The organism is Serratia sp. G204Y, assembly GCF_051172435.1.
Classification (GTDB): domain Bacteria; phylum Pseudomonadota; class Gammaproteobacteria; order Enterobacterales; family Enterobacteriaceae; genus Serratia; species Serratia sarumanii.
Map to the genome: position 1 here is coordinate 108,505 of NZ_JBPIZA010000007.1, position 21,977 is coordinate 130,481.

The 21,977-nt window shown below is 57.5% G+C and carries 21 protein-coding genes; 3 read left to right on the forward strand and 18 right to left on the reverse strand.

Going from position 1 to position 21,977, the window contains the following annotated elements:
* Positions 1–151: 151 nt before the first annotated feature.
* Positions 152–1,879, forward strand: a complete 1,728-nt coding sequence (locus tag ACSBQQ_RS22285; protein WP_060429292.1) for an ABC transporter ATP-binding protein/permease — start codon at positions 152–154, stop codon at positions 1,877–1,879.
* Positions 1,880–1,915: 36 nt separating this feature from the next.
* On the opposite strand, the gene agaF is transcribed toward ACSBQQ_RS22285, so the two are convergent.
* From agaF to agaR, 6 genes are read right to left on the reverse strand one after another with little or no spacing between them, the layout of a single operon-like run.
* Entirely contained in the window at positions 1,916–2,350 is a 435-nt protein-coding gene (gene agaF / locus ACSBQQ_RS22290; protein ID WP_039567342.1) for a PTS galactosamine/N-acetylgalactosamine transporter subunit IIA, read from the reverse strand.
* Between the two features lie 10 nt (positions 2,351–2,360).
* Complete coding sequence (locus ACSBQQ_RS22295) at positions 2,361–3,254, reverse strand: PTS system mannose/fructose/sorbose family transporter subunit IID (RefSeq protein WP_033649490.1); 894 nt, start codon at positions 3,252–3,254, stop codon at positions 2,361–2,363.
* On the reverse strand, positions 3,244–4,023 hold the full coding sequence (agaW, locus tag ACSBQQ_RS22300) for a PTS N-acetylgalactosamine transporter subunit IIC (RefSeq protein ID WP_033635784.1): 780 nt from the start codon (positions 4,021–4,023) through the stop codon (positions 3,244–3,246). Before agaW ends, ACSBQQ_RS22295 begins: the two co-directional genes overlap by 11 nt.
* Positions 4,024–4,037: 14 nt before the next feature.
* Positions 4,038–4,514, reverse strand: a complete 477-nt coding sequence (gene agaV, locus ACSBQQ_RS22305; RefSeq protein ID WP_019455696.1) for a PTS N-acetylgalactosamine transporter subunit IIB — start codon at positions 4,512–4,514, stop codon at positions 4,038–4,040.
* Between the two features lies 1 nt (position 4,515).
* Positions 4,516–5,799 carry a D-tagatose-bisphosphate aldolase, class II, non-catalytic subunit gene (locus ACSBQQ_RS22310; RefSeq protein ID WP_060429291.1) on the reverse strand — a complete coding sequence of 428 codons (1,284 nt, stop codon included), beginning with the start codon at positions 5,797–5,799 and terminating at the stop codon, positions 4,516–4,518.
* 23 nt (positions 5,800–5,822) lie between these two features.
* On the reverse strand, positions 5,823–6,596 hold the full coding sequence (gene agaR, locus ACSBQQ_RS22315; protein WP_060388391.1) for a transcriptional repressor AgaR: 774 nt from the start codon (positions 6,594–6,596) through the stop codon (positions 5,823–5,825).
* Between the two features lie 503 nt (positions 6,597–7,099).
* Here agaR and ACSBQQ_RS22320 point away from each other — a divergent pair.
* Positions 7,100–8,320: a CynX/NimT family MFS transporter gene (locus ACSBQQ_RS22320; protein ID WP_049194773.1), complete on the forward strand. Its 1,221-nt coding sequence runs from the start codon at positions 7,100–7,102 to the stop codon at positions 8,318–8,320.
* Positions 8,321–8,503: 183 nt separating this feature from the next.
* Here the strand turns inward: ACSBQQ_RS22320 and ACSBQQ_RS22325 are convergent, their stop codons facing one another.
* Together ACSBQQ_RS22325 and ACSBQQ_RS22330 are read right to left on the reverse strand one after the other, a co-directional pair.
* A complete protein-coding gene (locus ACSBQQ_RS22325) occupies positions 8,504–8,617 on the reverse strand; it encodes a YmiA family putative membrane protein (RefSeq protein WP_049232362.1) in 114 nt (37 codons plus the stop codon).
* A gap of 388 nt (positions 8,618–9,005) precedes the next feature.
* Entirely contained in the window at positions 9,006–10,658 is a 1,653-nt protein-coding gene (locus ACSBQQ_RS22330; protein WP_060419397.1) for a multidrug ABC transporter permease/ATP-binding protein, read from the reverse strand.
* A 367-nt stretch (positions 10,659–11,025) separates the two neighbouring features.
* Here ACSBQQ_RS22330 and ACSBQQ_RS22335 point away from each other — a divergent pair, with 367 nt between their 5' ends.
* On the forward strand, positions 11,026–11,577 hold the full coding sequence (locus tag ACSBQQ_RS22335; protein WP_049194775.1) for a tyrosine-type DNA invertase: 552 nt from the start codon (positions 11,026–11,028) through the stop codon (positions 11,575–11,577).
* A 228-nt stretch (positions 11,578–11,805) separates the two neighbouring features.
* Here ACSBQQ_RS22335 and ACSBQQ_RS22340 read toward each other — a convergent pair whose 3' ends face one another.
* From ACSBQQ_RS22340 to ACSBQQ_RS22385, 10 genes are all read right to left on the reverse strand, one after another.
* Entirely contained in the window at positions 11,806–12,489 is a 684-nt protein-coding gene (locus ACSBQQ_RS22340) for a response regulator transcription factor (protein WP_004931798.1), read from the reverse strand.
* 45 nt (positions 12,490–12,534) lie between these two features.
* Entirely contained in the window at positions 12,535–13,230 is a 696-nt protein-coding gene (locus ACSBQQ_RS22345; protein WP_033649483.1) for a response regulator transcription factor, read from the reverse strand.
* A 50-nt stretch (positions 13,231–13,280) separates the two neighbouring features.
* The gene (locus ACSBQQ_RS22350) at positions 13,281–13,808 is read right to left on the reverse strand and encodes a fimbrial protein (RefSeq protein ID WP_033649482.1); all 528 of its coding nucleotides are present in this window, start codon (positions 13,806–13,808) and stop codon (positions 13,281–13,283) included.
* A gap of 57 nt (positions 13,809–13,865) precedes the next feature.
* Entirely contained in the window at positions 13,866–14,927 is a 1,062-nt protein-coding gene (locus ACSBQQ_RS22355) for a fimbrial protein (RefSeq protein ID WP_079656753.1), read from the reverse strand.
* A 7-nt stretch (positions 14,928–14,934) separates the two neighbouring features.
* Entirely contained in the window at positions 14,935–17,484 is a 2,550-nt protein-coding gene (locus tag ACSBQQ_RS22360; protein ID WP_060429290.1) for a fimbria/pilus outer membrane usher protein, read from the reverse strand.
* A 105-nt stretch (positions 17,485–17,589) separates the two neighbouring features.
* Positions 17,590–18,267, reverse strand: coding sequence for a fimbrial biogenesis chaperone (locus tag ACSBQQ_RS22365; RefSeq protein ID WP_033635793.1), 678 nt, complete (start codon positions 18,265–18,267; stop codon positions 17,590–17,592).
* Between the two features lie 97 nt (positions 18,268–18,364).
* Positions 18,365–18,886 carry a fimbrial protein gene (locus ACSBQQ_RS22370; protein WP_033635794.1) on the reverse strand — a complete coding sequence of 174 codons (522 nt, stop codon included), beginning with the start codon at positions 18,884–18,886 and terminating at the stop codon, positions 18,365–18,367.
* 481 nt (positions 18,887–19,367) lie between these two features.
* Complete coding sequence (locus ACSBQQ_RS22375) at positions 19,368–19,916, reverse strand: tyrosine-type DNA invertase (protein ID WP_033635795.1); 549 nt, start codon at positions 19,914–19,916, stop codon at positions 19,368–19,370.
* Between the two features lie 553 nt (positions 19,917–20,469).
* Entirely contained in the window at positions 20,470–20,712 is a 243-nt protein-coding gene (locus ACSBQQ_RS22380; protein ID WP_033649480.1) for an acyl carrier protein, read from the reverse strand.
* 11 nt (positions 20,713–20,723) lie between these two features.
* The gene (locus ACSBQQ_RS22385) at positions 20,724–21,977 is read right to left on the reverse strand and encodes a beta-ketoacyl-[acyl-carrier-protein] synthase family protein (protein ID WP_060426879.1); all 1,254 of its coding nucleotides are present in this window, start codon (positions 21,975–21,977) and stop codon (positions 20,724–20,726) included.

Sequence of the window (21,977 nt, forward strand, 5' to 3'; positions counted from 1 at the left end):
GTATGCCGCAATTGCGCCCGTCGGCGTGCCGCTGTCGATTCAGCCGCCTTATTTCAAACGGTTAGCGAGGTCAAAACTGCTTACAGTCGCGGTTTGTTTGTTACCGGCCCGCAGCCCATGCTGAACGAAATACCGCAATTATCGAGCCGTTATGAACGCAACCCCCTTGCAGAAACACGCCGTTTGGCAGCTGATCAAACCCTTTTGGGTGTCGGAGGAGCGATGGCGCGCCTGGATGATGCTGATCGCCATCGTCGTCCTGTCGCTCGGTCTGGTCTATATCAGCGTGCAGATCAACCAGTGGAATCAGGTGTTCTACGATGCGCTGCAGAACAAGAACTACCCGGTATTCAAGGCGCAGCTGTGGCGTTTTACCTATCTGGCGCTGATCTTCATCGTGCTGGCGGTCTACAAGATCTACCTGACTCAGGGGCTGCAGATGCGCTGGCGGCGCTGGATGACGGAAAAGTTCATGGAAAAATGGCTGGCGCACCAGGCGTATTACCACACCGAGCAGCAGCAGATCGTCGATAACCCCGATCAGCGTATTGCCGAAGATCTCAACGTATTGACCCAATATACCCTGTCGCTGTCGCTCGGGCTGCTCTCCAGCCTGGTGACGCTGTTTTCCTTTATCGACATCCTATGGCACGTCAGCGGGCCAATGACCTTCGCGCTCGGCCAGCATGCCATCACCTTGCCCGGTTATATGGTGTGGTTCGCGCTGCTGTATGCGGTGCTGGGATCGCTGCTGATCTGGTGGGTCGGCAAACCTCTGGTCATGCTGGGCTTCAACCAGGAACGGTATGAGGCAAACTTCCGTTTCGGCCTGATCCGCATCCGCGAAAACAACGACGCCATCGCGCTGTACCACGGCGAACCGCGCGAGGCGCAGCAGCTGGGCGATCGTTTCGACACCATTCGCAGCAACTGGTGGGCGATTATGCGCATCACCCGGCGGCTGAACATCGCCACCAACTTCTACGGCCAGTTCGCCATTGTATTTCCCCTGCTGGTGGCGGCGCCGCGCTACTTCTCCGGCGCCATTCAGATGGGCGGCCTGATGCAGATCGCCTCGGCCTTCGGCCAGGTACAGGGTGCGCTGTCGTGGTTCATCGACGCATTTAACGATTTGGCGACCTGGAAAGCCTGCATCAACCGTCTGGCCGGCTTCAACGCCGCCGTCGATCAGGTGCATCATCAGCCGCGCGGCATTCAGCTGCGGGAAGAGACCGCCCATCCGTTGACGCTGAGCAACCTCAGCCTGCACTTGCCCGACGGCCAGCCGCTGCTGGCCGGCGCCGAGATGACGCTGCAACGCGGCGATCGCCTGCTGATCGTCGGCCCTTCCGGCTGCGGCAAGTCGACGCTGCTGCGGGCCATCGCCGGTATCTGGCCTTACGGCGCGGGCGCCATTGGGGTAGCGGCCAATGCCAACACGTTGTTCCTGCCGCAGCGCAGCTACATTCCGATCGGCACGCTGCGCGAAGCGTTGAGCTACCCGAGCCTGGCGTCGGAATACAGCGATCCGCAGCTGATGCGGGTGCTGGAAAACTGCCGCCTGAAACACCTGCAGCGCTGGCTGAATACCTCCGCCAACTGGAGCCACCGCCTGTCGCCGGGCGAGCAACAGCGGCTGGCGTTCGCCCGCGCCCTGTTGATTCGCCCGAACATCCTGTTCCTCGACGAAGCCACCAGCGCGCTGGACGACGAAACCGAACAGTTGATGTACTGCCTGCTGGTGGATGAACTGCCGGACGTGACGCTGATCAGCGTGGCGCACCGCAACAGCGTGGCGAAGTACCACCAGACCTGCTGGCGCTTCAGCCGCAGCGAAGATCAAGCGGCGCGCCTGATGCTAAGCCCGCTGCCGGCATAACCCGCAGAGCCGGGCGCGGCGGCGCCCGGCGTTCGTTCAGATGCCGTCGGCCGGCACGTTTTCACATTTCACCCGGCGGCGCTCATGCCACAGGCTGGTCAGGCCGCGTTTGCCACACGCCAGCGCCATCTCGCGAAACTCATCCAGGCTCAACCCGTCGCGCTCCAGCATCATTTCCGCCGCCAGCTGCATGTTGACGCCGGTCAGCACTTCGCAATCGCCCTGCGCATCCGCCAGTTCGCAGGCGCTGCGAAACGGCGAGCCGCCGAGCATGTCGGTGAGAAACACCACGCCGTCCGGCTGCGCCACCGCCGCCAGCGCCGAGCGCAAGGCGTCGTTGAGCTGCGCGGTGCTCATCTGTTCGGGGAAATCGACCGCCGCGCAGTGCGGCTGCGGCCCCACCACCTGCTCCACCGCCTGCAACAGCCCGGTGGCGAAGCCGCCGTGGCCGGTAATCACAATGCCTGGCATAGCCCACTCCTCACAAAATGCCGATAAATTTGCCCGCCACGCCGATCGCTACGGTGACGCCAATCAGCTTCACCGGCGAGAAACCGCGCTTCATCAGGAAGAAAATGAGCAGCGTGAAGCACAGCGGCAACAAGTTGGGCATCAACTTGTCCAGCACGTCTGTCTGCAGCGCCACCCTGGCTTTGCCGGCATGCATCACCAACGGCGTGGACAGATGCACATACGAGGCCACCAGTGCGCCGATCACCGTCATGCCGACGATCGACGCGGCGTGAGAAATGCGCCGGGTGTGGGTCTTCAACAGCGCCAGCGCGCTGGTGCCGGCCTGATATCCGTAGTGCGCCAGCCCGAAGCGCAGGCCGAAGTGGAACAGGTTGAACAGCAGCAGGAAGACGATCGGCCCGAACAGGCTGCCCTCCAATGCCAGCGAAGCGCCTATCCCGGCGCAGATCGGCAGCAGCGTCAGCCAAAACAGCGCGTCGCCGATGCCGCCGAGCGGCCCCATCAGCGCCACTTTCACCGCGCGAATGGTGGAGATCTTCTCCTTGTTCTGCTCCATCGCCAGCACCAGACCGGACAGGAAGGTGACGTCGAACGGGTGCACGTTGATAAATTCCATGTGCATCTTCATCGAGTTGGCCAGATCCTGCGGGTTGCGGTGGATCTTGCGCAGCCCGGGGATCAGCTGATACAGCCAGCCGCCGGCCTGCATGCGTTCATAGTTGAACGACGCCTGCAGCAGCAGCGAACGCCAGGCCATGCGGTTGATGTCGCCGCGCGTCAGCGCTTCGGCGGGCTGGCTGTCCAGATAGTCGTCCTGCTCCACCTGGCTGGTGGCCAGCGCCTGCGCCATGCGTTGCTCGGCCTTTTGCGCCAGCAGATCGTCGGAATCGTTAAATGCCATCTTCGGCGTCCTCCTGCGGAGCGGGCCGGGCCGTCGCCTCTGCCGCGCCGCGTTGCGTGTTGAAGAAATCGATCAGGGCGATCGCCAGGGCGCCCAGCGCCACCGCCAGGATCGGCAGCTTAAGGAACGTGACCGAGATAAAGCCGAGGATAAAATAGGCCACGTAGGTTTTTTTCATCATCACCTTCATCAGCAGCGAGAAGCCGATTGCCGGCATCATGCCGCCCGCCACCGCCAGCCCGTCCAGCAGCCAACCCGGCGCCTTCTGCACCATGGCGCTGGCCGCATCGGCGCCGAAGTAAATCGGCAGGAACGCCACCACGAAATAGAAGATGAACAGGATGCCGATGCCGAGATAGTTCACCCGTTCGACGCCGCGCCAGTTCAGCTCTTTCACCATGCGATCGCAGCGGTGCATCATCGGCGAGAACAGAGTAAACAGCAGCGTGATGCAGCCCTGCACCGCAATCGAGAATGGCACCGCCACGCCGATCGCCACTTTAGGGTCGGCCTTGGTCAGAATGGCGAACGCGGTGCCGATCACCCCGCCGATCACCACGTTCGGCGGTTGGGCGCCCGCCAGCGGCACCATCCCCATCCACACCAGCTCCAGCGTGCCGCCCACCAGCAAGCCGGTGTAGACATCGCCCAAAATCAGCCCCACCAGCGGCCCCATCACCACCGGCCGGTGGAAATGGGTCAGGCCGTCGAACAGGTCCACCCCCGCCAGCCCGGCCAACAACGCAATCAATAACGCATCCGTCAACATGCTTTCCCCCTGGCTCAAAAGAGCAGTTTGCCGATCGCCTCGCCCGCCTCATCCGGCACCCGGCGCACTTCGCACTCCACGCCCAGCGCCGCTAACGCGCGAAACGCGGCCACGTCGCCGTCGTCCAGCGACACCGTTTTGTGCACCTGCCGCTTCCCCTCGGCGAAGTGCATGTTGCCGACGTTGACGAAACGGATCGGCACCCCGCCGCGCACCAGCGTCAACACATCCTGCGGCGTTTTGCACACCAGAAAAATCTTCTGCCGATCCGCCGCCTTGTGGATCACGTCGATGGTTTTCTGCAGCGTGAAGTAGCGGGTCTGCACCCCTTCCGCCACCACCATGTCCATCAGGTTCTGCTGCACCGGATCGGCGGCGGCCTCGTCGTTGGCCACCACCACCAGGTTGGCGCCGAGGGTGTTGGTCCAGGTCACGCCCACCTGGCCGTGCACCAGGCGATTGTCGATGCGGGTCATTAAAATGTTCGGCATGTCAGCGGCCCTCCGGGTAGCAGGCGGCGTGGTAATCGTCGAGCACCTGCGTCACTTTATGCAGCACCCACTCTTGCGGATCGGCGCTCAATTCGCCGGCGTTCAGCGCCCGCGCCTGATCCGGCAGGTACTGGCTGAGCAGCGCCAGCGGCGCCGGGCTGCGGCGCAGGTTGTCCAGCAGCCCGTCGACCGCCTGCTGCACCTGCGGCTGCGGCCAGTAGTAACGCACCCGATCGCTCAGGCTGTAGTGGCGATCGAGGTACTGTTGGTGCGGCGTGCCGTGGTAATAGCGGCTCCACTGCTGCGGCTGCTCGCGCATCACCTGCTCCAGCGTGGCGCACAGCTGCGCCGACTGGCGCTCCCCCAGCCATTCACGCTCGATGCGATCGAGGGCGAACAGCGCTTCGCGCAGCGCGAAGGTCAGCGCCGGCCCCACCTTCAGGATGGCGAAGTGATCGCGCACCAGTTGGCGGTAGGCCTGCGGCGGCTGATAGTCCGTGGAGTGCGCTTCATAGATCATGCCCGGCTGGCGTTCGATGAAATGGCTCAAGGCGTCGGCGCGCTGCGGCTGATAGCGTTCGACGCGGTGGTGATCGAACTCGACGCCCGGCTGCACCACCAGCGCGATGGTTCTCTGCCAGGCATCGTTCAGCTCGGCCTGTTGCCAGGCGATACGGTGCGTTTCCAGCGTTTGCGCCACCGCCTGCGGCGTGGTGACCTGCAGACTCGCCAGCGCCTCCTGCGCGCCGCCCGGCACCGGCACTTCGGTGCCAATCACATAGACCGGCGCTTCGCCGCCGCTCTGCATCCAGGCCCGCTCCGCCACCGCGCACAAGCGCGCCGCACGCTCGGCGACCATGGCATCCCCCAGGGGCGAGGGATCGCCGGCGCATGACATGGAACAATCGAGGTGAATCTTGCGAAATCCGGCGCGAACGTAATCGTCGATCAAGGTTTCCGCCAGCGCCATCGCCTCCTGAGCCGGGCGATCTTGCCAGGCGTTGGGCCCCAGGTGATCGCCGCCCAGCCACACGCGATCGCGCTCCAGGCCAATCTCATCCGCCAGATGCCACAGCGCATCGCGGAACTGGGCCGCCGTTTGGCCGGTATAGCCGCCGAACTGATTGACCTGGTTGGACGTCGCCTCCACCAATACCGGCGTGCCGCGCGCTTTGGCCTGCCGCAGCGCGGCCTTCAGAACCCAGGGATGGGCGGAACAGACGGAAAAGATCCCGACCGGCATACCGGCCTTGTGCTGCTCGACAAGCTGTAACAACTGCTGCATGAAGCCCCCATGCAGGCGCCCTGCTACCGATCGGCGATGATGACCTCTACGCCCAGCTCGGTTAACGCCCGCTCGTAATCGTCCGGAAGACGGCTGTCGGTGATCAGCCGATGGATTTGTCCGGCTTCGCGAATCATGCAAAAGCTCTTGCGACCGAATTTGCTGGCATCCGCCACCGCGATAATCTCGCGCGCCACCTCGCACATCACGCGATTGAGGTGCGCCTCACCGGGGTGAGGCGTGGTAATGCCGGCGCTCAGATCGAACCCGTCGACGCCCAAAAACAGCTTGTCGAAGCGGTACTGACGCAATTGCTGCTCGGCGGCCGGACCGTAGAGCGAGTAAGAGTTGCGGCGCACGCTGCCCCCCAGCACCATAACCTCCACCCCGTCGTTTCCCGAAAGCTCGTAGGCAATGTTCAGCGCATTGGTCATCACCACCAGATCGCGCCGCCCCTTCAGGAACGGCACGATCTGCGTGGTGGTGGAGCCGGAATCGAGGATCAGCGCATCGCCGTCGCGTACATAGCTGGCCGCCGCGTTGGCGATCAGCGTTTTGACGTCGCGATTCAACCGCCCCTTGTCCCGCAGCGGCCGATCGAAAGCGAATTGCTGATTGAGCATCGCGCCGCCGTAAGCGCGCAGCGCACACCCTTTTCGTTCCAGAAAGCGCAGATCGTTGCGGATCGTCACCGTGGATACCGCAAACTGTTTGCTGAGCTGCTCCACGCGCACGCTGCCGTGCTCGCATAACAGATCGATAATGTGTTCACGTCGCTTTGCGGTATTCACTGGCATGAGCTGCGGTCCTCAGGTTTCCGGCATCGCCGGGGAGAAGATGGCTTTCGCTCTACTGCGCAGGCATTACAGCAAAGCGAAAGCAATGAAATTGTGATCGGGCTTACAGCCCGGTTTTAGCAAAAAAACCGTCAAAAAACCTTTCGAATCGAAACGGATCGAAAAGCCCAAAAGCGGAAGGGAGAAAAAGTGAAATGCCAGGATGGGCGAGAAGCCCGGAGCGCCGAGGTGCGGGCTGCGAGGAAAGCGAAAGCGGCGCCTGGCGCGCCCCGCGCCCTGACTTTTAGTTCACTCAGTGACCAGGATCACATAATGGCAATTATCCTGCGGCCGGTGGGGGTTAACCGCCGCCATCCCGCCGGGCCATCCCCTTGTCAGCGCGCGCCATCTTCCCTACACTTGCGATCGGATACCGTCGATTTGTCGGTACGTAAGCGTTAACGTCAATCAACGCATCATGCCATGCAGCACTGATTGACTGCATGCCCTGGTGCGAGGAACCCATGCCGCAACCCGCTTCACCCCCAGCGTCCACCGCGACCCCGCGTCGCCGATTACACCGCCCCGTTCTGCTGATCGTCGGCATTATGCTGATCGCGGCCAACCTGCGCGCCGCCCTGACCAGCGTCGGCCCGCTGCTGGAACAGATCCAGCAGCAGCTGGCGTTGTCCGCCACCGCCGCCGGCCTGATCAACTCGCTGCCGCTGATCCTGTTCGCCATCCTCTCGCCATTGACTCCGGCGCTGGCGAAACGCATCGGCATCGAGCGCACCCTGGGTCTCGCCCTCGCGCTGCTGGTCTGCGGCATCGCGCTGCGTTCCCTGCCGCAAGACGCCATGCTATGGCCGGGCAGCATCCTGATCGGCGCCGCCATCGCCTTCGCCAACGTAGTGCTGCCGACGCTGGTGAAAAGAGATTTCCCGCATCGCGCCGCCGCGATGATCGCCGCCTATGCGGCGGTGATGTCGCTGGTTGCCGCCATCGCCTCCGGCCTGGCGGTGCCGCTGGCTGCCCTGGCCGACCTCGGCTGGCGCTTCTCCTTACTGTGCTGGGGGTTGCCCGCGTTGCTGGCGCTGCTGGTGTGGCTGCCGCAGCTGCGACGCTCAGCCACTCCCGCCGCCAAAGCGCCGCAGCCGACGGAGCCACAGCGCTATCGCTCTCCCTGGGGCAGCGCGCTGGGTTGGCAAGTGGCGATGTTCATGGGGCTGCAATCGATCGCCTTCTACACCATCATCGGCTGGTTCAGCGCCTTTGCCGCCAGCTACGGCACCTCAGCTCAGCAGGCAGGTTTCGAGCTGTTCGTTTACCAGGTGGTGGCCATCGTCGCCAACTTTGTCATGGTGGTGATTTTGCCGCGCGCACACGATCAACGGGCGATAGCGCTGGGCAGCTCGCTGCTGATCTTTATCGGCGTCGGGGGATTGTTGGTGCAACCCGCCAGTTCACTGGTGTGGCTGACGTTTGCCGGATTGGGGGCGGGGAGTTCGCTGGTGCTGGCGCTGTCGTTCTTTGGATTGCGCAGCCAGCATCATCATCAGGCGACGCTGCTGTCGGGTATGGCACAATCCGTCGGTTATCTGTTGGCGGCGCTGGGGCCTACCCTATTCGGCCTGCTGCACGATCTGACGGCAGGTTGGCGTTTGCCGTTGATCGCCCTGCTGTGCCTGACCGTCTTGCAAATGCTGTTCGGCGCGCTGGCCGGCCGCCGCCGCGTGATCAGCTAACGCGGCTGCGCGATGGGGGCCGCGGCGGCTCAGAGTCGGTATCCTGCCATAAGTCTTCAATAAAGGCGCGCTGCTCATCGCTCAGCACCCATGACGGCGGAATTTTGGACTGTGCGCGACGCTCAGCGCCCTCACGGTTTTTAGCCTGCTTCTTGTTCACGAATCGCCTTCCTGCTTAACCTGCTAACTCAGTAACCAGTAAATCACGGCGGCGGTTAACAGCCAGAACAGCCCGCTACCGATAAATACACACAGCCATGCTCTACGTTTGATATCTGATCCATCCTTGCTCACCACAGCGCCCTCAACCAATAGATTAAACCATTCAAACAGTGATTATTGATCTATTTTAACGATCGATAAAGTAGCTTTTTCCTATGGAAATTTAAAAAACAGCTGCCAGCCATAGGCCTGCATCACCGCCTCAGTAAGAACGACACCGTGGATATCACTGTTATCGGCAGGCGATAACTTGTATTGATAGGCGAACGAAGGTGCAGTGTGCCATACCTTGGAAGGTCGAAATTAAACCACTGGTAAATAATTCAACTATCAATTATTTGACTGGCCGTAAGCCAAATCGGCAACAGGCAGCGCTGGAGACGGGGGAGAAAATGAAGCGATGTGCTGGGATCATGCGGAGAGAAGCACCGGCCCGTTTTGGTCTCGCTCGGGCCGGCGTGAGTTAACCGATTCTGCTGACGGAATCCCGGCTGGCGTGTTCACGTTCGCTGCCGGTCAGCTCACGTAAATGGCCTGAGCGCATCTCAAGCAACCGATCGGCGTGTTTGAAATAGTGATCGTCATGGCTGATGGCAAACACCGTTTTGCCCATCGCGCGCAGCTCCGGCAATAGTTCACGATAGAAAGTGCGCCGAAATTGCGGATCCTGATCCGCGGCCCATTCATCCAACAGCAAGATATCGCGCTGTTCCGCCACCGCCAGCAGCAAAGCCAGACGTTTGCGTTGCCCCTGCGACAGTTGCGGATTGGTCACCCTGGTGCCGTCAAACTGCAGTTTGCTTTTCATATTCAACCGCTCGAGCCAGATGGCGACCAGATCCGCATCGGGTTCACCGCCTTCCGGCCCTTGCAAGCGATCGAACTGATGAAAATCGGTGAAAATCGCCGAAAACAGCCGCCGGTAGTCCGGCATATCCGCTGCGCTCTGTGCGACGCCATCCAGAACGATATGGCCGCTCACCGGCCGGTACAACCCGGTCAACAACATCGCCAGCGTTGACTTGCCGCTGCCGTTGCCGCCGATCAGAAAGACCAGCTCACCACGCCGCAGCGTCAGATTGAGCGGCCCGACGGCAAAACCGGGCTGCTGTTCGGTATCTGCATAGTGAAAAACCACGTCGCGCAGCTCCAGCGTCTGCCAGGAGCGACCAACGGCGGCAGGAAACGCCGGTTGATACTCGGCCAGGCGCAGCGTCTTCAGCTTGTTAAAGGCCACTTCGGCGCTGACCAGCGTCGGAAATGCTCCGACCGCTTGCAGTAATGGCGTGCGCAAAAACAGCAGCGTCAGTGAATAGGTGGCGGCCACCGCCGAGTCCGCCCATCCCAGACTGTTGGCCATAAAGAACACCAGCCCAATCGCGCCCAACATCATGATGTTTGACCAGTTGAGCGCGCTCAAATGGAAGGTATCGGCGCGAATGATGTGGTGGCGATAAGCTTGCGCATCGGGCTCATAGGCCTGTTCGTACAGCGCCTGCGCCCGCTTGCGGTTCAGCGTCAGTTCCTTGCGGCCGTCAATCACCGACTCATAACGATGATAGAGACGTTCTTCCGACTCACGCAAACTGGCCATATGACGATAAACCCGTGATACCAGGCAGCCGCTGCCCACGACGGTCACAGCCACCCAGACTGCCGTGACCGCCAGCATTTTCGGCGATAGCCACCCCAGATAGGCCGCTGCCCCCAGGGTTAAAATCACCCCTTGTACCAGTTCAGGCAGGCGCACGAAGGCAACGGTGATATTGCGGATATCACTGGACAGGCTGGCCAACAATGAGGCGCTGCCCAATTGTTCGAGGCGTTCAATATCAGTATCCAAAATGCGCTTCACTAACTGCCCACGCAGGCGATAGACGAAGTAATGGCCCAATGTCGTCAGCGCCAATTGCGAACCTAAGGTGACCGCTATCAACAATGCCAACAGGGCGAGAAACACCGGCAGCACGGCCAAGGCATCACCGCCGACGTCCATCAGGTATTGATTGATAAAAGCAATGATACCGATACCTAAGCCGGCGCTGGCCATGGTCAACGCCATGACAGCCAGAAATGGCCAACGATACTGGTGATAAACCACCCGTAGCAGTTCCATGAAAAAACCTCTGAAGTCGCGATCTGGCAGGCATTGTAAGCGGCGTGAGAATGAGATCAAGACGAATTCTCAACACAGTTTATCAAGCACCGTTCTGAGAGAGGCGGTATCCCCGTGGTCATCTGACGGTGGCAAAATTTCCATACGGCTCTTACAGGACGCTCAATATTCGCTGATTAAATAGCTTCCCGAAATAAATTAAATAAACATATATTAATCAAAAAGCCATTCACTTAAAAAATAAAACAATAAAAACCCATGCATTCACAAATGAAATTATTTATTTTCTTTGCCGCCTATTATGTTCCAATGCTTTAATAAAGCGTCATAATAGAAATCGCCAACATCTAAGACGCAGGAAAGGAAAATGAAAAAAAGGAAGTTTCTTAGTCAGGTTGAAATTGAGCAACTGATAGCCGCTGTGCATGAAGGAAAAAATAGCATTCGAGATCGTTGTTTACTATTAATGTGCTTTATTCACGGCTTGCGGGTTAGCGAACTGCGTGCATTGCGCCTTCAGGATATTGACCTTACCTCCAATAGGATCCATATATCCCGGTTGAAAAACGGGTTTTCCGTTCAGCACCCCATTCAACCGCGAGAACGGCAGGCGCTGTTAAACTGGCTGGCCCAACGGGCGAACTATCCTGACGCTGAAGCGCCATGGCTATTCCTGTCGCGCCACGGCGGGCAGATATCACGTCAGCAGCTCTATCGGTTGATGAGAATGTATGGCGAGATGGCCGGCATTAGCGTTCAGGTCCATCCTCACATGTTGCGACATTCCTGCGGTTACGCCCTTGCGGATAAAGGGATCGATACGCGTTTGATTCAGGATTATTTAGGGCACAAAAATATCCAGAATACGGTGATTTACACCGCGACCAACGTTGAGCGATTCCGCACGATCAACATTTAACCTCACGACGAAAATAATTACGCAGCCCCGTCCTCCGTTAAACAACACATCGAGTGCAATGCAATATTCAGATGGGAGAGGCAGCCCGGCACGTCATCAACGGCTTACTCAGCGATATTTTAACGCCGAGCTGCTTTTCATGCATCAGCGCCAAGGATAGGCCACACTGGGTAAGCTTTTAACGGCAAGCCTGCCGATAAATCATAGCCCATACCGTTTCATTAAAGGTTAGGTGCCCTTTGACCATTTCCCCCCCAATTGCCGCGTAATATTGCCGTGCAGAGAAAACAGTTCGCTGTCATTCTTCACCTGCAGCTTACGCATGGCGCTGCATTTATGCGCGCTGATCGTCTTGATGCTGCGCCGTTGCAACTCGGCGATTTGCCGCAGGCTCATTCCGTTGAACAAAAAGGCCAAGACGTCGCTCTCACAGCGGGTCAACTTTCGCGTTGCCGCCTCCTCTCCGCTAACGGAAGGCGCCAGAAAAGCGCCTATCTGCGGGCTCAAAACGCGTTCCCCAAGCAGCACGCGATTAAAAAACTCCGCCACCAGCGGTAAAGCGTCATCTCTGGCTACGATGCTGATATTGGGCTGGTTCAACAGACGCCCCACCTCTTCTGCATTCTGGCAGCGGGTATAGACGATCACCCGCAATTCGGGCAACTGCGTGCACAAGGCAAGCAACGTTTCCCTGCCCTGAGCGACCGTTTCATCTTCACCATCCATCTCGCTAATCAGCACGTCAGCCTGCTGATAGACCACGCTATCCGCCACCGCGCGGACGCTGGTTTCCTTTACGACGACTTTTGCCTGGGTTGGCAGCGTTTTTAAAAAACTCGCCAACCCCTCCAGCGTTAATGGGCATCTGTCCATTAATGCTATGTTCAGCGGCTGCTGACGCCATGAATGCATAATCTGCTCCTATGCTTGCTTACCCCAGAGGCATCGCACGCTTGCCTAGCGAACAAAAGACGAACCTTGCGCAGCCATCCATTTCCCCTGAAGATACAATTCCCCATCGCTGTGAAATCCCAACTTCAACATCGCATTGCGTTTATGCGTGCTGACGGTGCGAATATCACGGCACATCGTTAACGCCACGCTGGTCACGCTTTTACCGGAAAACAACTGGGTCAGCACATCCAGTTCCTTCGCCGTCAAAGGCTTGTCGGCTGTCGCCTCATGCAATTGACGCTGACGCACCCGATGGCTGAAACTGCTGCAGCCCGCCAAGACCTGTTGGACGCAATGAGTCAACGCAATGGCCGGCTCTTGCTTCAACATCAGGCCGCGGATGCCGGATGCGATCAGTTGCCGCAGCAGCCTGGGTTCATCCAATGCCGTACAAATAATTATCGCGGTGTCCGGCGAGCTTTCACGCACATCGGCAATCAGCCTGAAGCCGTCCAATACCAATTCTGATTTGCCGCACAAATCCATCACCAGTAAACGATGCGTGTGCTGAGTGAATAAGGCTCTCAGCGCCACCAGGTTCGTCACCTGTCGAACGTTGTCGGGCTGTAGACCGCAGGACTCAATCAATCGGTTTCTCATCCCCAACGCCGTGAGGGGGCAAGGTTCCATGATAGCCACGGCCCCCGTCGCCGCATTGCCGGCCGCCAAGGTTGTTCCATAGGGATAATTAATATTCATATCATCACCTTAAATCTGTCGTTGACCTTCCATCTAGGGCAGCCCTTTGTCTACTGATAGACGAAAGTGACCTGCAGAGCCCCTTCTATCGAACCGGGCGTTGAACCGCCATTGACGCTGAATGCCCGCGCCCGCAAATTGAATTTGGCTTCATTCGTCGCCCGATTAACTAACTGGGCCATACTCTTGCCATTGCCCAGGTTTGCCCCCTGGCTATTTTGCAATTCAATTTGCACTCGACGAGAACTGCCGGTGCTTTTGTACAAGCTGGCACCTTCATCCGCAGCCGTTCCGCTGAAGGTCGCGACGACCGACGTGGTGGTGCTTGGGCAGTTTTTTAGCGTCAAAGGGAACTCCACCCACGGGCTAAAGGCACCGGAGGTCGCCAGTACAGCGGCAGAAATATCGTCCCCCAGATTGACCGAAACCGTGCCGTTCGCGCCGTCGATTTCACAGGGTGCCGCTTTGATGTTGCCGGTAATCACTATTTTTGATACGGCATGCGCCGATGGCATCGCCAGGAGAAACAGGCCCGCCAGCGCCAATTTACAGCCAATACCGCTAAAAACCTTCCCCATAATCTGCTCCTTCTCGTTTAACGCCGGGCCCCCGGCGTGCTACCGTTGAAAAATCCGTTATTGAATTTCTGCCTGAATGGTCGCCGTTGCATTGAACTGCCCCACGGCAGGAGGTTGGCCGGTGGTATTGATCGGATATACGCTGATCCGTGAGCTGCCACTCTGGTTGGGATATTGGAAGTTATCGATCGGCAAGCGCCCGCTCTGAGGCCGAATAACATTGCCCTGCATATCCTTAATCATCACGCCAATGTCGCGATTGCTGGTCTTCAGAGCCTCGGGCATGCTGCCGTCCGCCTCACCGCGAAATGACAGGCTGACCTTGACGCCGGCGGAAATATTGCGGCAAGCCAGCGTCAGCGTTCTCTCTTCTGGCGTGACGCCAGACGCCATCGCCCCCTTGGTTTGAATATTCGACGTCAAGATATCGCCAAAATCGATCGTGACCGTTTGCGGACTGATTTCACAGCTCTGCGGCACGGTGACGGTGCCGCTCATGGAGATAGTGGAGACCGGCACATCGCTTTTCACCCCGCTCACCACGGAGACGTAGGTGTCTACCAGGCGGGTGCTGGGGATTGTGGTCACGCCAACGAAAGGGCGGCGGAAATACAGGTGAATTCGCCCGCGAGCACCGCTGTTGTAGGGCGTGCTGGCACAGGATTCGTCATCACCATCCATATCGGTCTTAAAGTTAGACTCATTGGTGAACGGTGCGGCAATAAACGCGTTGCGATACCCCGCAACGAAAACTTCGCTGGCCACGCCCAGGTATTCATTCAACGCGTAATACGTTAATCCCCCGCTGCTGAATACCGGCTCGCTCAGCAGCATTTTGGCGGTGACATAAGACGCCGTACGCGTCTGACATTCGCACTTCACCCGATAAGAACCGGGCAAATTCCAGTTGCCGCCGTCAGCATTCTTAATAATCCGCCCCACCACGTTTTGCGACGGGTCGGTTAAAACCGGGGAAAAAAGGAATGAAAACCCATGGGTCCCCGAAATAGGAACACACTGCCCGAAAGCCGCCTGCACCTGTGGTGCGCCCAACGTTGCGCACGCCAATAGCCCACCGACGATGATCCCTCGTTGAATCGATATTCCTGTCGCCATCATATGCACCTTATAAACACTGCCCGTTAACGAGGCGAATCCCACCGCTCTCGGGCTGATTAGCCAATTGATAGTTGGCCTGACATTGCTGAGCCGCGTCATTGCCCCACTTAACCCGCAACCTCCCGCTATCCGCCAGGCCAGCCAGATAAACCTGGCCGCCATCACCGACGATGGCTGCATTGTCAGAGGGGCTGTTGAGAGTGCTGACGGTGGCGCCGAACGGCACCGGAGCGCCGCTGCGCGTCAGCAAGGTCAGCAACACACGGGCACCGACGTCCGGATTAAAGCGGGCGCGCACCACGGCGCCGCGAGTTGGGATCACCGTTTGGCTACTCAGAGTCATGTCGACGTCCTCTGCGAAAGATTCACCGTCCAATCCGACGATGTTGCGCCGGTAAGGCGTCAGGTAAGGCACAACCGCATAGCCGCGCCAGTCGGTGCTGACTCCGGTCTGGTTCAGGACATTCACCCCTGAAGCACCAGGCGCTTGCACCAACGCCACCGTATCGCCCAGCGGTTGGGAAAGCGTGATGCCGTTTTGGTGCACCAGAACGCCGCCCTGCACGCCGTAGTTCACCTGCCGGCGATGGCGATCGTAGCCGTACCCCAGGTTCAACTCGGCGAGAGAGCCTTTATAATCCGCCTGAATATTGCCGTTCGCCCCCACATCCCTGCCGGTATAGCCCTGGCTGATGCTGTAGTTCAGATTGTTTCCCGGCAACGCCGTACCGCTCAACCCAAGGTTGTTGCTGGTGGCACCATTGCGACTGGCGTTCATACTGTAGGTGGCGTAGCTGCCCGGTAGCCATTTGCTGAGCGGTACGCTGACGTTGAAAGCCACGATATGGTCACGAATACTGCTGCGATTGCCGTTACTGTCATAACCGTTCTGGTTGAACGTGTAATTCAGCCCGTAACTGACCGCTTCCCAGCTGTTGTTGTAGCTGAGGCTGACAGACTGCGAACGGCGATTGTTATCCCAGTAGTCTTCGTTAAACAGGCTGAGCGACAGCGTTCCTCCCCGCTCCCACAGGCTTTGGCTCATCGTCAGCTCGGCGCGGCTCTTCTTGTGATCGCTATAGACGGCGCTGTTGCCGCCATAGCTCTCCAGCGCCTCCTGCAGGCTATAAAAGCCGCGCGTAGAGTAGCGGTAACTGGCCAAACTAAAGTTGGTGCCGGTTTCAATGAAGTTTTTACCGTAACGCAGACGCCATGATTGCCCCTGTTCCTTCGGCCGGGTTTCCTGCTTGGTCCAGGCTTGGGTGACATCGGCAGACAGCGCGCCTACCGCCCCCATGTTCTGCCCCCATCCCAGCGCCAAAGACTGATATTTACTGGCCGCCTGCACGCCGCCATACAACGTGGCCCCCCAAGGCAAACCGTAGATCCCGGTTGCCTGGCTGAACGGGCGTTCATCAACGCCGCCGCTGTATGACCGGTATTTCCCGCTGGTCAGGCTGTATTTAAACCGCCCTTCGCGCTGCAATACCGGCACCACGGCGTACGGCACCACAAAATGCTGCTCCTGGCCGTCTGCCTCACGCACGTTTACATTCAGGTCGCCGCTGCCACCCGTGGGATACAGATCGGAAATTTCAAACGCCCCCGGCGGCACATAGCTTTGATAAATCACGTAGCCGTTTTGCCGGATTATGATTTGCGCATTCGTGCGTGCGATCCCGCGCACTACCGGCGAGTACCCTTTCATGCTGTCCGGCAGGATATCGTCCTCAGAGGCCAACTGCCCGCCGCGGAACCGCACGCTATCGAACACATCGCTGGATGTTGTGCTGTCACCCAGGGTCAGGCGGCTTTGCAACGCAACGATATCGCGCTGCAGGTAGGTATTGATTGAGCGCCAGGAAGAAGAACCACCGGAGTAATGATTCCAGATCGAATAGTTACGCAGGCGCCAGGCGCCCCAGTTGATGCCCGAGCGCAGATTGAGGTAATAGTTATTGTTGTTTTGCCGTTCGCTGGCGCGCATCTGGCTATTGGCGCCGCTGAAATTGTAATTGACCAACAGCGCCGGTATGCCGGAATCCCATTTATCCGGGGAAACGTAGTCGCGCGCATTCAAGCGCAGCGCCGCCTGCGGGATGCTCAAATTCAGCCTCAACTGATTAAACAGGAATGTCGAAGAGGCTTGTGGAATGGCCTGCGCCAAATTGACGCAACTCTCCCCAGGCACCATCGCCGGAAACATGGCAACCCTCACGCCCAATTCAGCCAATTTTTCAGTGCTGAAACAAGGTTGCAGCGTTTGTTTACCGCCGGCCCCTGGCATAAGCCGGAACTCGACGTCGAGGCTGTCTATCTGTTCGCCGTTCAGGTAAAGATCGACCCGATAGTTCCCGGGCGCCTGGCTGCTGTTCTCCTCAAATACGGAGAGATCGGCGCCGCGCAGCGCCGGATTATCGATTTCCAGCAACGCCGGGTTGAAATAATCGCGTGCATAAGCCGTGCCGATCGGGCTCAGCAGCGCCACCTGGCAAGATATCAGGCCGGCAAGAACCGATCGCGCCCCTGGTAAACCAATGCAATTCGGGTTATTCATCCTTTTAACTCCCTGTCCCGATTGGCTCGGCCCGACGAAAAGCCAGGTAAGCCGAACACCTGCTCCAGCGTTATTCCGGAGCAAAAAACACGTACCGCAGCCCGGTTATAATGTGCTGGTGAAGGTCTGGCCGGTGCCGCCATAGTCATTGATGATTTGCCAGCTCAGACCGCCTCCTGCGCCATTCGCCGTCGGCAACGGGAAACTGGCGCTTGCCTGCGGCGCTACCATGGTGTTGCCGGTAATGGCGCGGCCATTCAGCTTCAAATTGAAAAAGGTGAGGTAGTAGGGTGAAGGGTTGGTCACCTGCAGACGATCGCCACTGCGCCGCCACGTCACTTTACCGGCCGCCTCCTCCAGATTGCCGGTGAGCCCCTGCGGGCGATAAATCAACTTGATACGGGTCTTGATGGCGATTTGCAGGGTATTTTCTTTCTTTTCCACCGAGGGGATCGCCTTCACATTCAGCCAATACAGCGACTCTCTGTCCGTCGGTAAATTGCCGCCCGCACGTACCACGCGCAGCAGGTTATTTTGGCCGCCATCCAAACGAAATAGCGGCGGTGTAATGATAAAAGGCGCTTTCGCGCTATCGCCTTCTTGCGCATCGACCCAGGATTGGATCAGATAAGGCATCGCATCCGGATTACTGATATTCAGAGCAGACTCTTTTTTGCCGCCGTCGTAGATCAGGCGCGTTCCCCCCACTACTACACCGGCCCGTACCGGAGTCCAAAGCGTCATCAGCAACGCCGCCGTCAGCACAAAGTATCCCGCTTTCATTCTCTTTCTTCCCGTTTCCATCACCGATGAATAAGAGCCAGAGAACACGCTCTCTGGCTCATTTTTCTAACTGCTCTGCCGCCGTAACGGCATGGCCTTACTGATAAACGATGGTGAAGTTGGCCGTAGCGTTGGCGCTACCGACGGAAACGTTGTCATAAGCGAAATAGCGCGCAACAAAGCCCAGAACGTTGTCTTTGTTCTCGGCCAGGGTATAGACGCGGGAATCGTTGCCGATATTTAACACGTTGCTGCCGTCGTCCAGCAGTTGCACGCCAATGCCGCCCGCGACCCCGGCGGTGCCGGCGCCGGTCAGTTGCAGCAGCCCGGACTGCCCCTGCACCTGAGTGCCGTCAAAACGCACGGTGGCGCCGGTGACGGTGGCCGGGCAATTTTTCAGCACCAGATTGAACGCCTTGGCGCCGGCGGTTTTGGACAGGGTGAACGCATCTTTGGCGATCTTGCCCAGAGCGACCTGCTTGTTTTTGGAATCCGCATCGACGGTGCAAGACTGATCGGTGATGGTGCCAGTAATATTCAGCGCGCCGTCGGCGGCAAATGCAGAAGTGGTAAATGCGGACGCGGTCAATATAGCTACAGCCAACAGATTCTTTTTCATCCTACTTTCCTTAAAATTATGCAAAATGTGCATGGGTTTATTTCCGACATATCCTTAATGTCATTCCTTTTATTTAGTTCCATGAATGGGAAACGTCTTAAGCCAAGTTGATTGATGGATTCTGGCTTATTCACCCAAACGATTCATTTTGAACTAAAGTGACTCCTTTGGATTTTTAAACCAATAAACAGACATTTGTCGGAATTTAAAACCAACCAATTGATGAATAACTGATAAATCAGACTAAAAAACCGAGGTGATAACGCAGTGATTTAAACTTGTGGGGTTTTGAGTAGGATTTTACTTAGATTGCCAGGGATGACACGGCATGCACAAAAAACACAATGCATTGTTTTTAAATGATATTTATCTTTATCCTGGAAAGAAGGCATGGGAATATTGACATTGTTTTTACGCGTCCTTACAGTATGTTTCAGTTTAGTTCAAAGTGACTCCTTAACGTTATTAACTTAAATCACACTTACCAAATTTCCTTGAAGCGCTGCGCATTGCTGGCGGTATAAATCACCGTATTCTGGATATTTCGGTGCCCGAGGTAATCCTGAATTAAACGGGTGTCGACACCGCGATCCGCCAATGCAAATCCGCAGCCATGCCGCAGCATGTGCGGGTGCGCATTGACCTCCAATTTAGCCACCTTGCTGTAATGGCGAATCAACCCGTAAATACGTTGACGCGACAGGCGGCCGCCGCGATTGGAAAGAAACAGCCACTCCTGATCGGCCCAGCGGTGCCGCTGACGTTTATCCAACCAGCGCCGCAAACATTGTCTTTCGCGCAGATAAAGCGGATGCACGGTGGAAAAACCATTTTTCAACCGATGCACATAGATATTACCGCCTTCCAGATCGATATCCGACAAACGCCATCCCCCTATTTCACTGGCGCGGCACCCATGAATAAAACACATATAAATCAAACAATAATCGCGTTCTGGATTCTTTCCATGCAGCGTGACCTCAAGCAGTCTCTCCACTTCAGAAGGCGTCAGATGTTTACGATTAGACATACAACCTCATTACTTTGATAGGAAAAATGTGGCTGTCATTTTCCTTTTACATCACCACAATGGACACTCAGGGCAGCCCCTGACATATGGATAGGTTCCTGCATCCAGCGCGGAGTATAGCGGATTTGCCGAATGCGAACAGCGCGACAACCGTTATTCTCGCGGCCATCAATCGCCCCTGAGAATCGCTATCGTGAATAATCTGCGCAGCATTCCGGCCGTATCATAAATAATGAGGCCGCACTGCCCCTATTTTCTTTAGCTTGCATTATCACTTACAAGCGCGATGTAGAGTGAGATTGATAAATTAACCGGCAAAACAAAGAATATTCCTAAAAAATATCGCCACATAATTAACACTCATCATTCATAACATCGCCAAAGGTTGAATAAAAAAACGCCATCCCTGACCATATTAACCTGACGGATAAGCATTAATATTTATGGATATCGATAACTGAGTGAAGCAGGATGCGAAAAGAATGGAATGGACGTTACAACAGACGAAAAACCCAGGCCAGACCCTAGCAAGCGATCGCCTGGGGGGATGAAATTATTGACGGGTTATCAGGTGGCACAATTCGCCGAGGGTCAATTCAGGATGCTCGATAAGCATTTCCGCAGTGAGCGTAATGCCGAATTCTCGCCGAACCAACAACATCAGCTCCATATAATCCAGGCTGTCCAGCCCAAGCTGCTGTAGCGGCATGTCTGCCGACAGCAGCGTTCTCTCCAGCCCTCGGGCTTCATGCAACATGCCGCAAATCGTCTCATATAACCGATGATATTTTTCCATGCGTTCTACCGTTATTCATAGTGATTGCCAAATACCAGCGCCGCATTAGCGCCGCCGAAACCGAAACTGAGGCTCATGACATTACGCAGACGACCATGCCGATGTCCTTCGCGAATATAATCGAGATCGCATGCGGGATCGGTTTCGTGCAAATGGCAGGTTGCCGGCATCATTTGCTGCTGTAACGCTTGCAGGCAGACGATCGCCTCAAAGCTGCCGGATGCGCCAAGCAGGTGCCCGGTATAAGATTTCGTGCTGGAAATCGGTGTGCGATAGGCATCGCACCCCAGCGCCGCCTTGATCGCCTCGGTTTCGTTCACGTCGTTTTGCAACGTAGACGTGCCATGCGCATTGATATAGTCGATTTCATGGCTGCCGAGCCCCGCCTGCTCCAAGGCCCGTCGTAGGGTTTTCACCTTGGCCTGAGGATCCTTCGACGGCGCGGTAAGATCAAAAGCGTCTGAAAAGTTGCCGTATCCTTTGATTTCGCCCAAAATCGTCGCACCGCGCGCTAAAGCCGCTTCCCGTTCCTCAAGGCATAATACGGCGGCCCCTTCCGCCAGGACGAAACCGTTGCGTTCCCGGCTAAACGGGCAGCTGGCTTTGGTGATATCCTTTTGCTCCCGGCTCAACAAACGCAACGCATCCATATTCCAGATCGCGCCGTTGCCGCGCAGCGACTCCGAGGCACCGGCCAGCATCATTGAAGCGCGGCCGCAGCGTATCACCTCAAACGCATCGCCGATCGCGATGCCGCCGGTCGCGCAGGCCGCCGCCGGCGAGCCTTGATAGCCCCGTAGCAACCAATGCTGGCCGCATATGGCGGTCGCGATATTCGGCATCGCATGAAAACAGCCAAACAGCTGCCCCAGCCCGGATTGCAGATAGTCCGCATTGTTTTGCATGATCTCATCCTGGCCACCCCAGCCGCTGCCGATAATCGCTCCGCACTCCAACGACGAATAAAAGTGCGCGGGCCCAACAAAACTGGATGAAAACGCCATTTCGATCGCCTCCGCGGCGGCGGCAAGCGCCAGTCTGGCGAATCTGGGCAAGCGGCGGCTTACCCGCGCGGCAACGCCCTCCAACGGCGGTTCGGCCTCCAGCAAAGCAAAAAAGCGCGCGTGGATCCCCGCCGCCGATTTATCGTGATAACGATAGGCCAGACGGCTGGCCATGATAGCCTGCCAGCTTTGCTGCGCGTTGCCCCCCAGCGCGGTGACGGCACCGTAACCGGTAACCACTACGCGTCTTGTTTTCTCCAT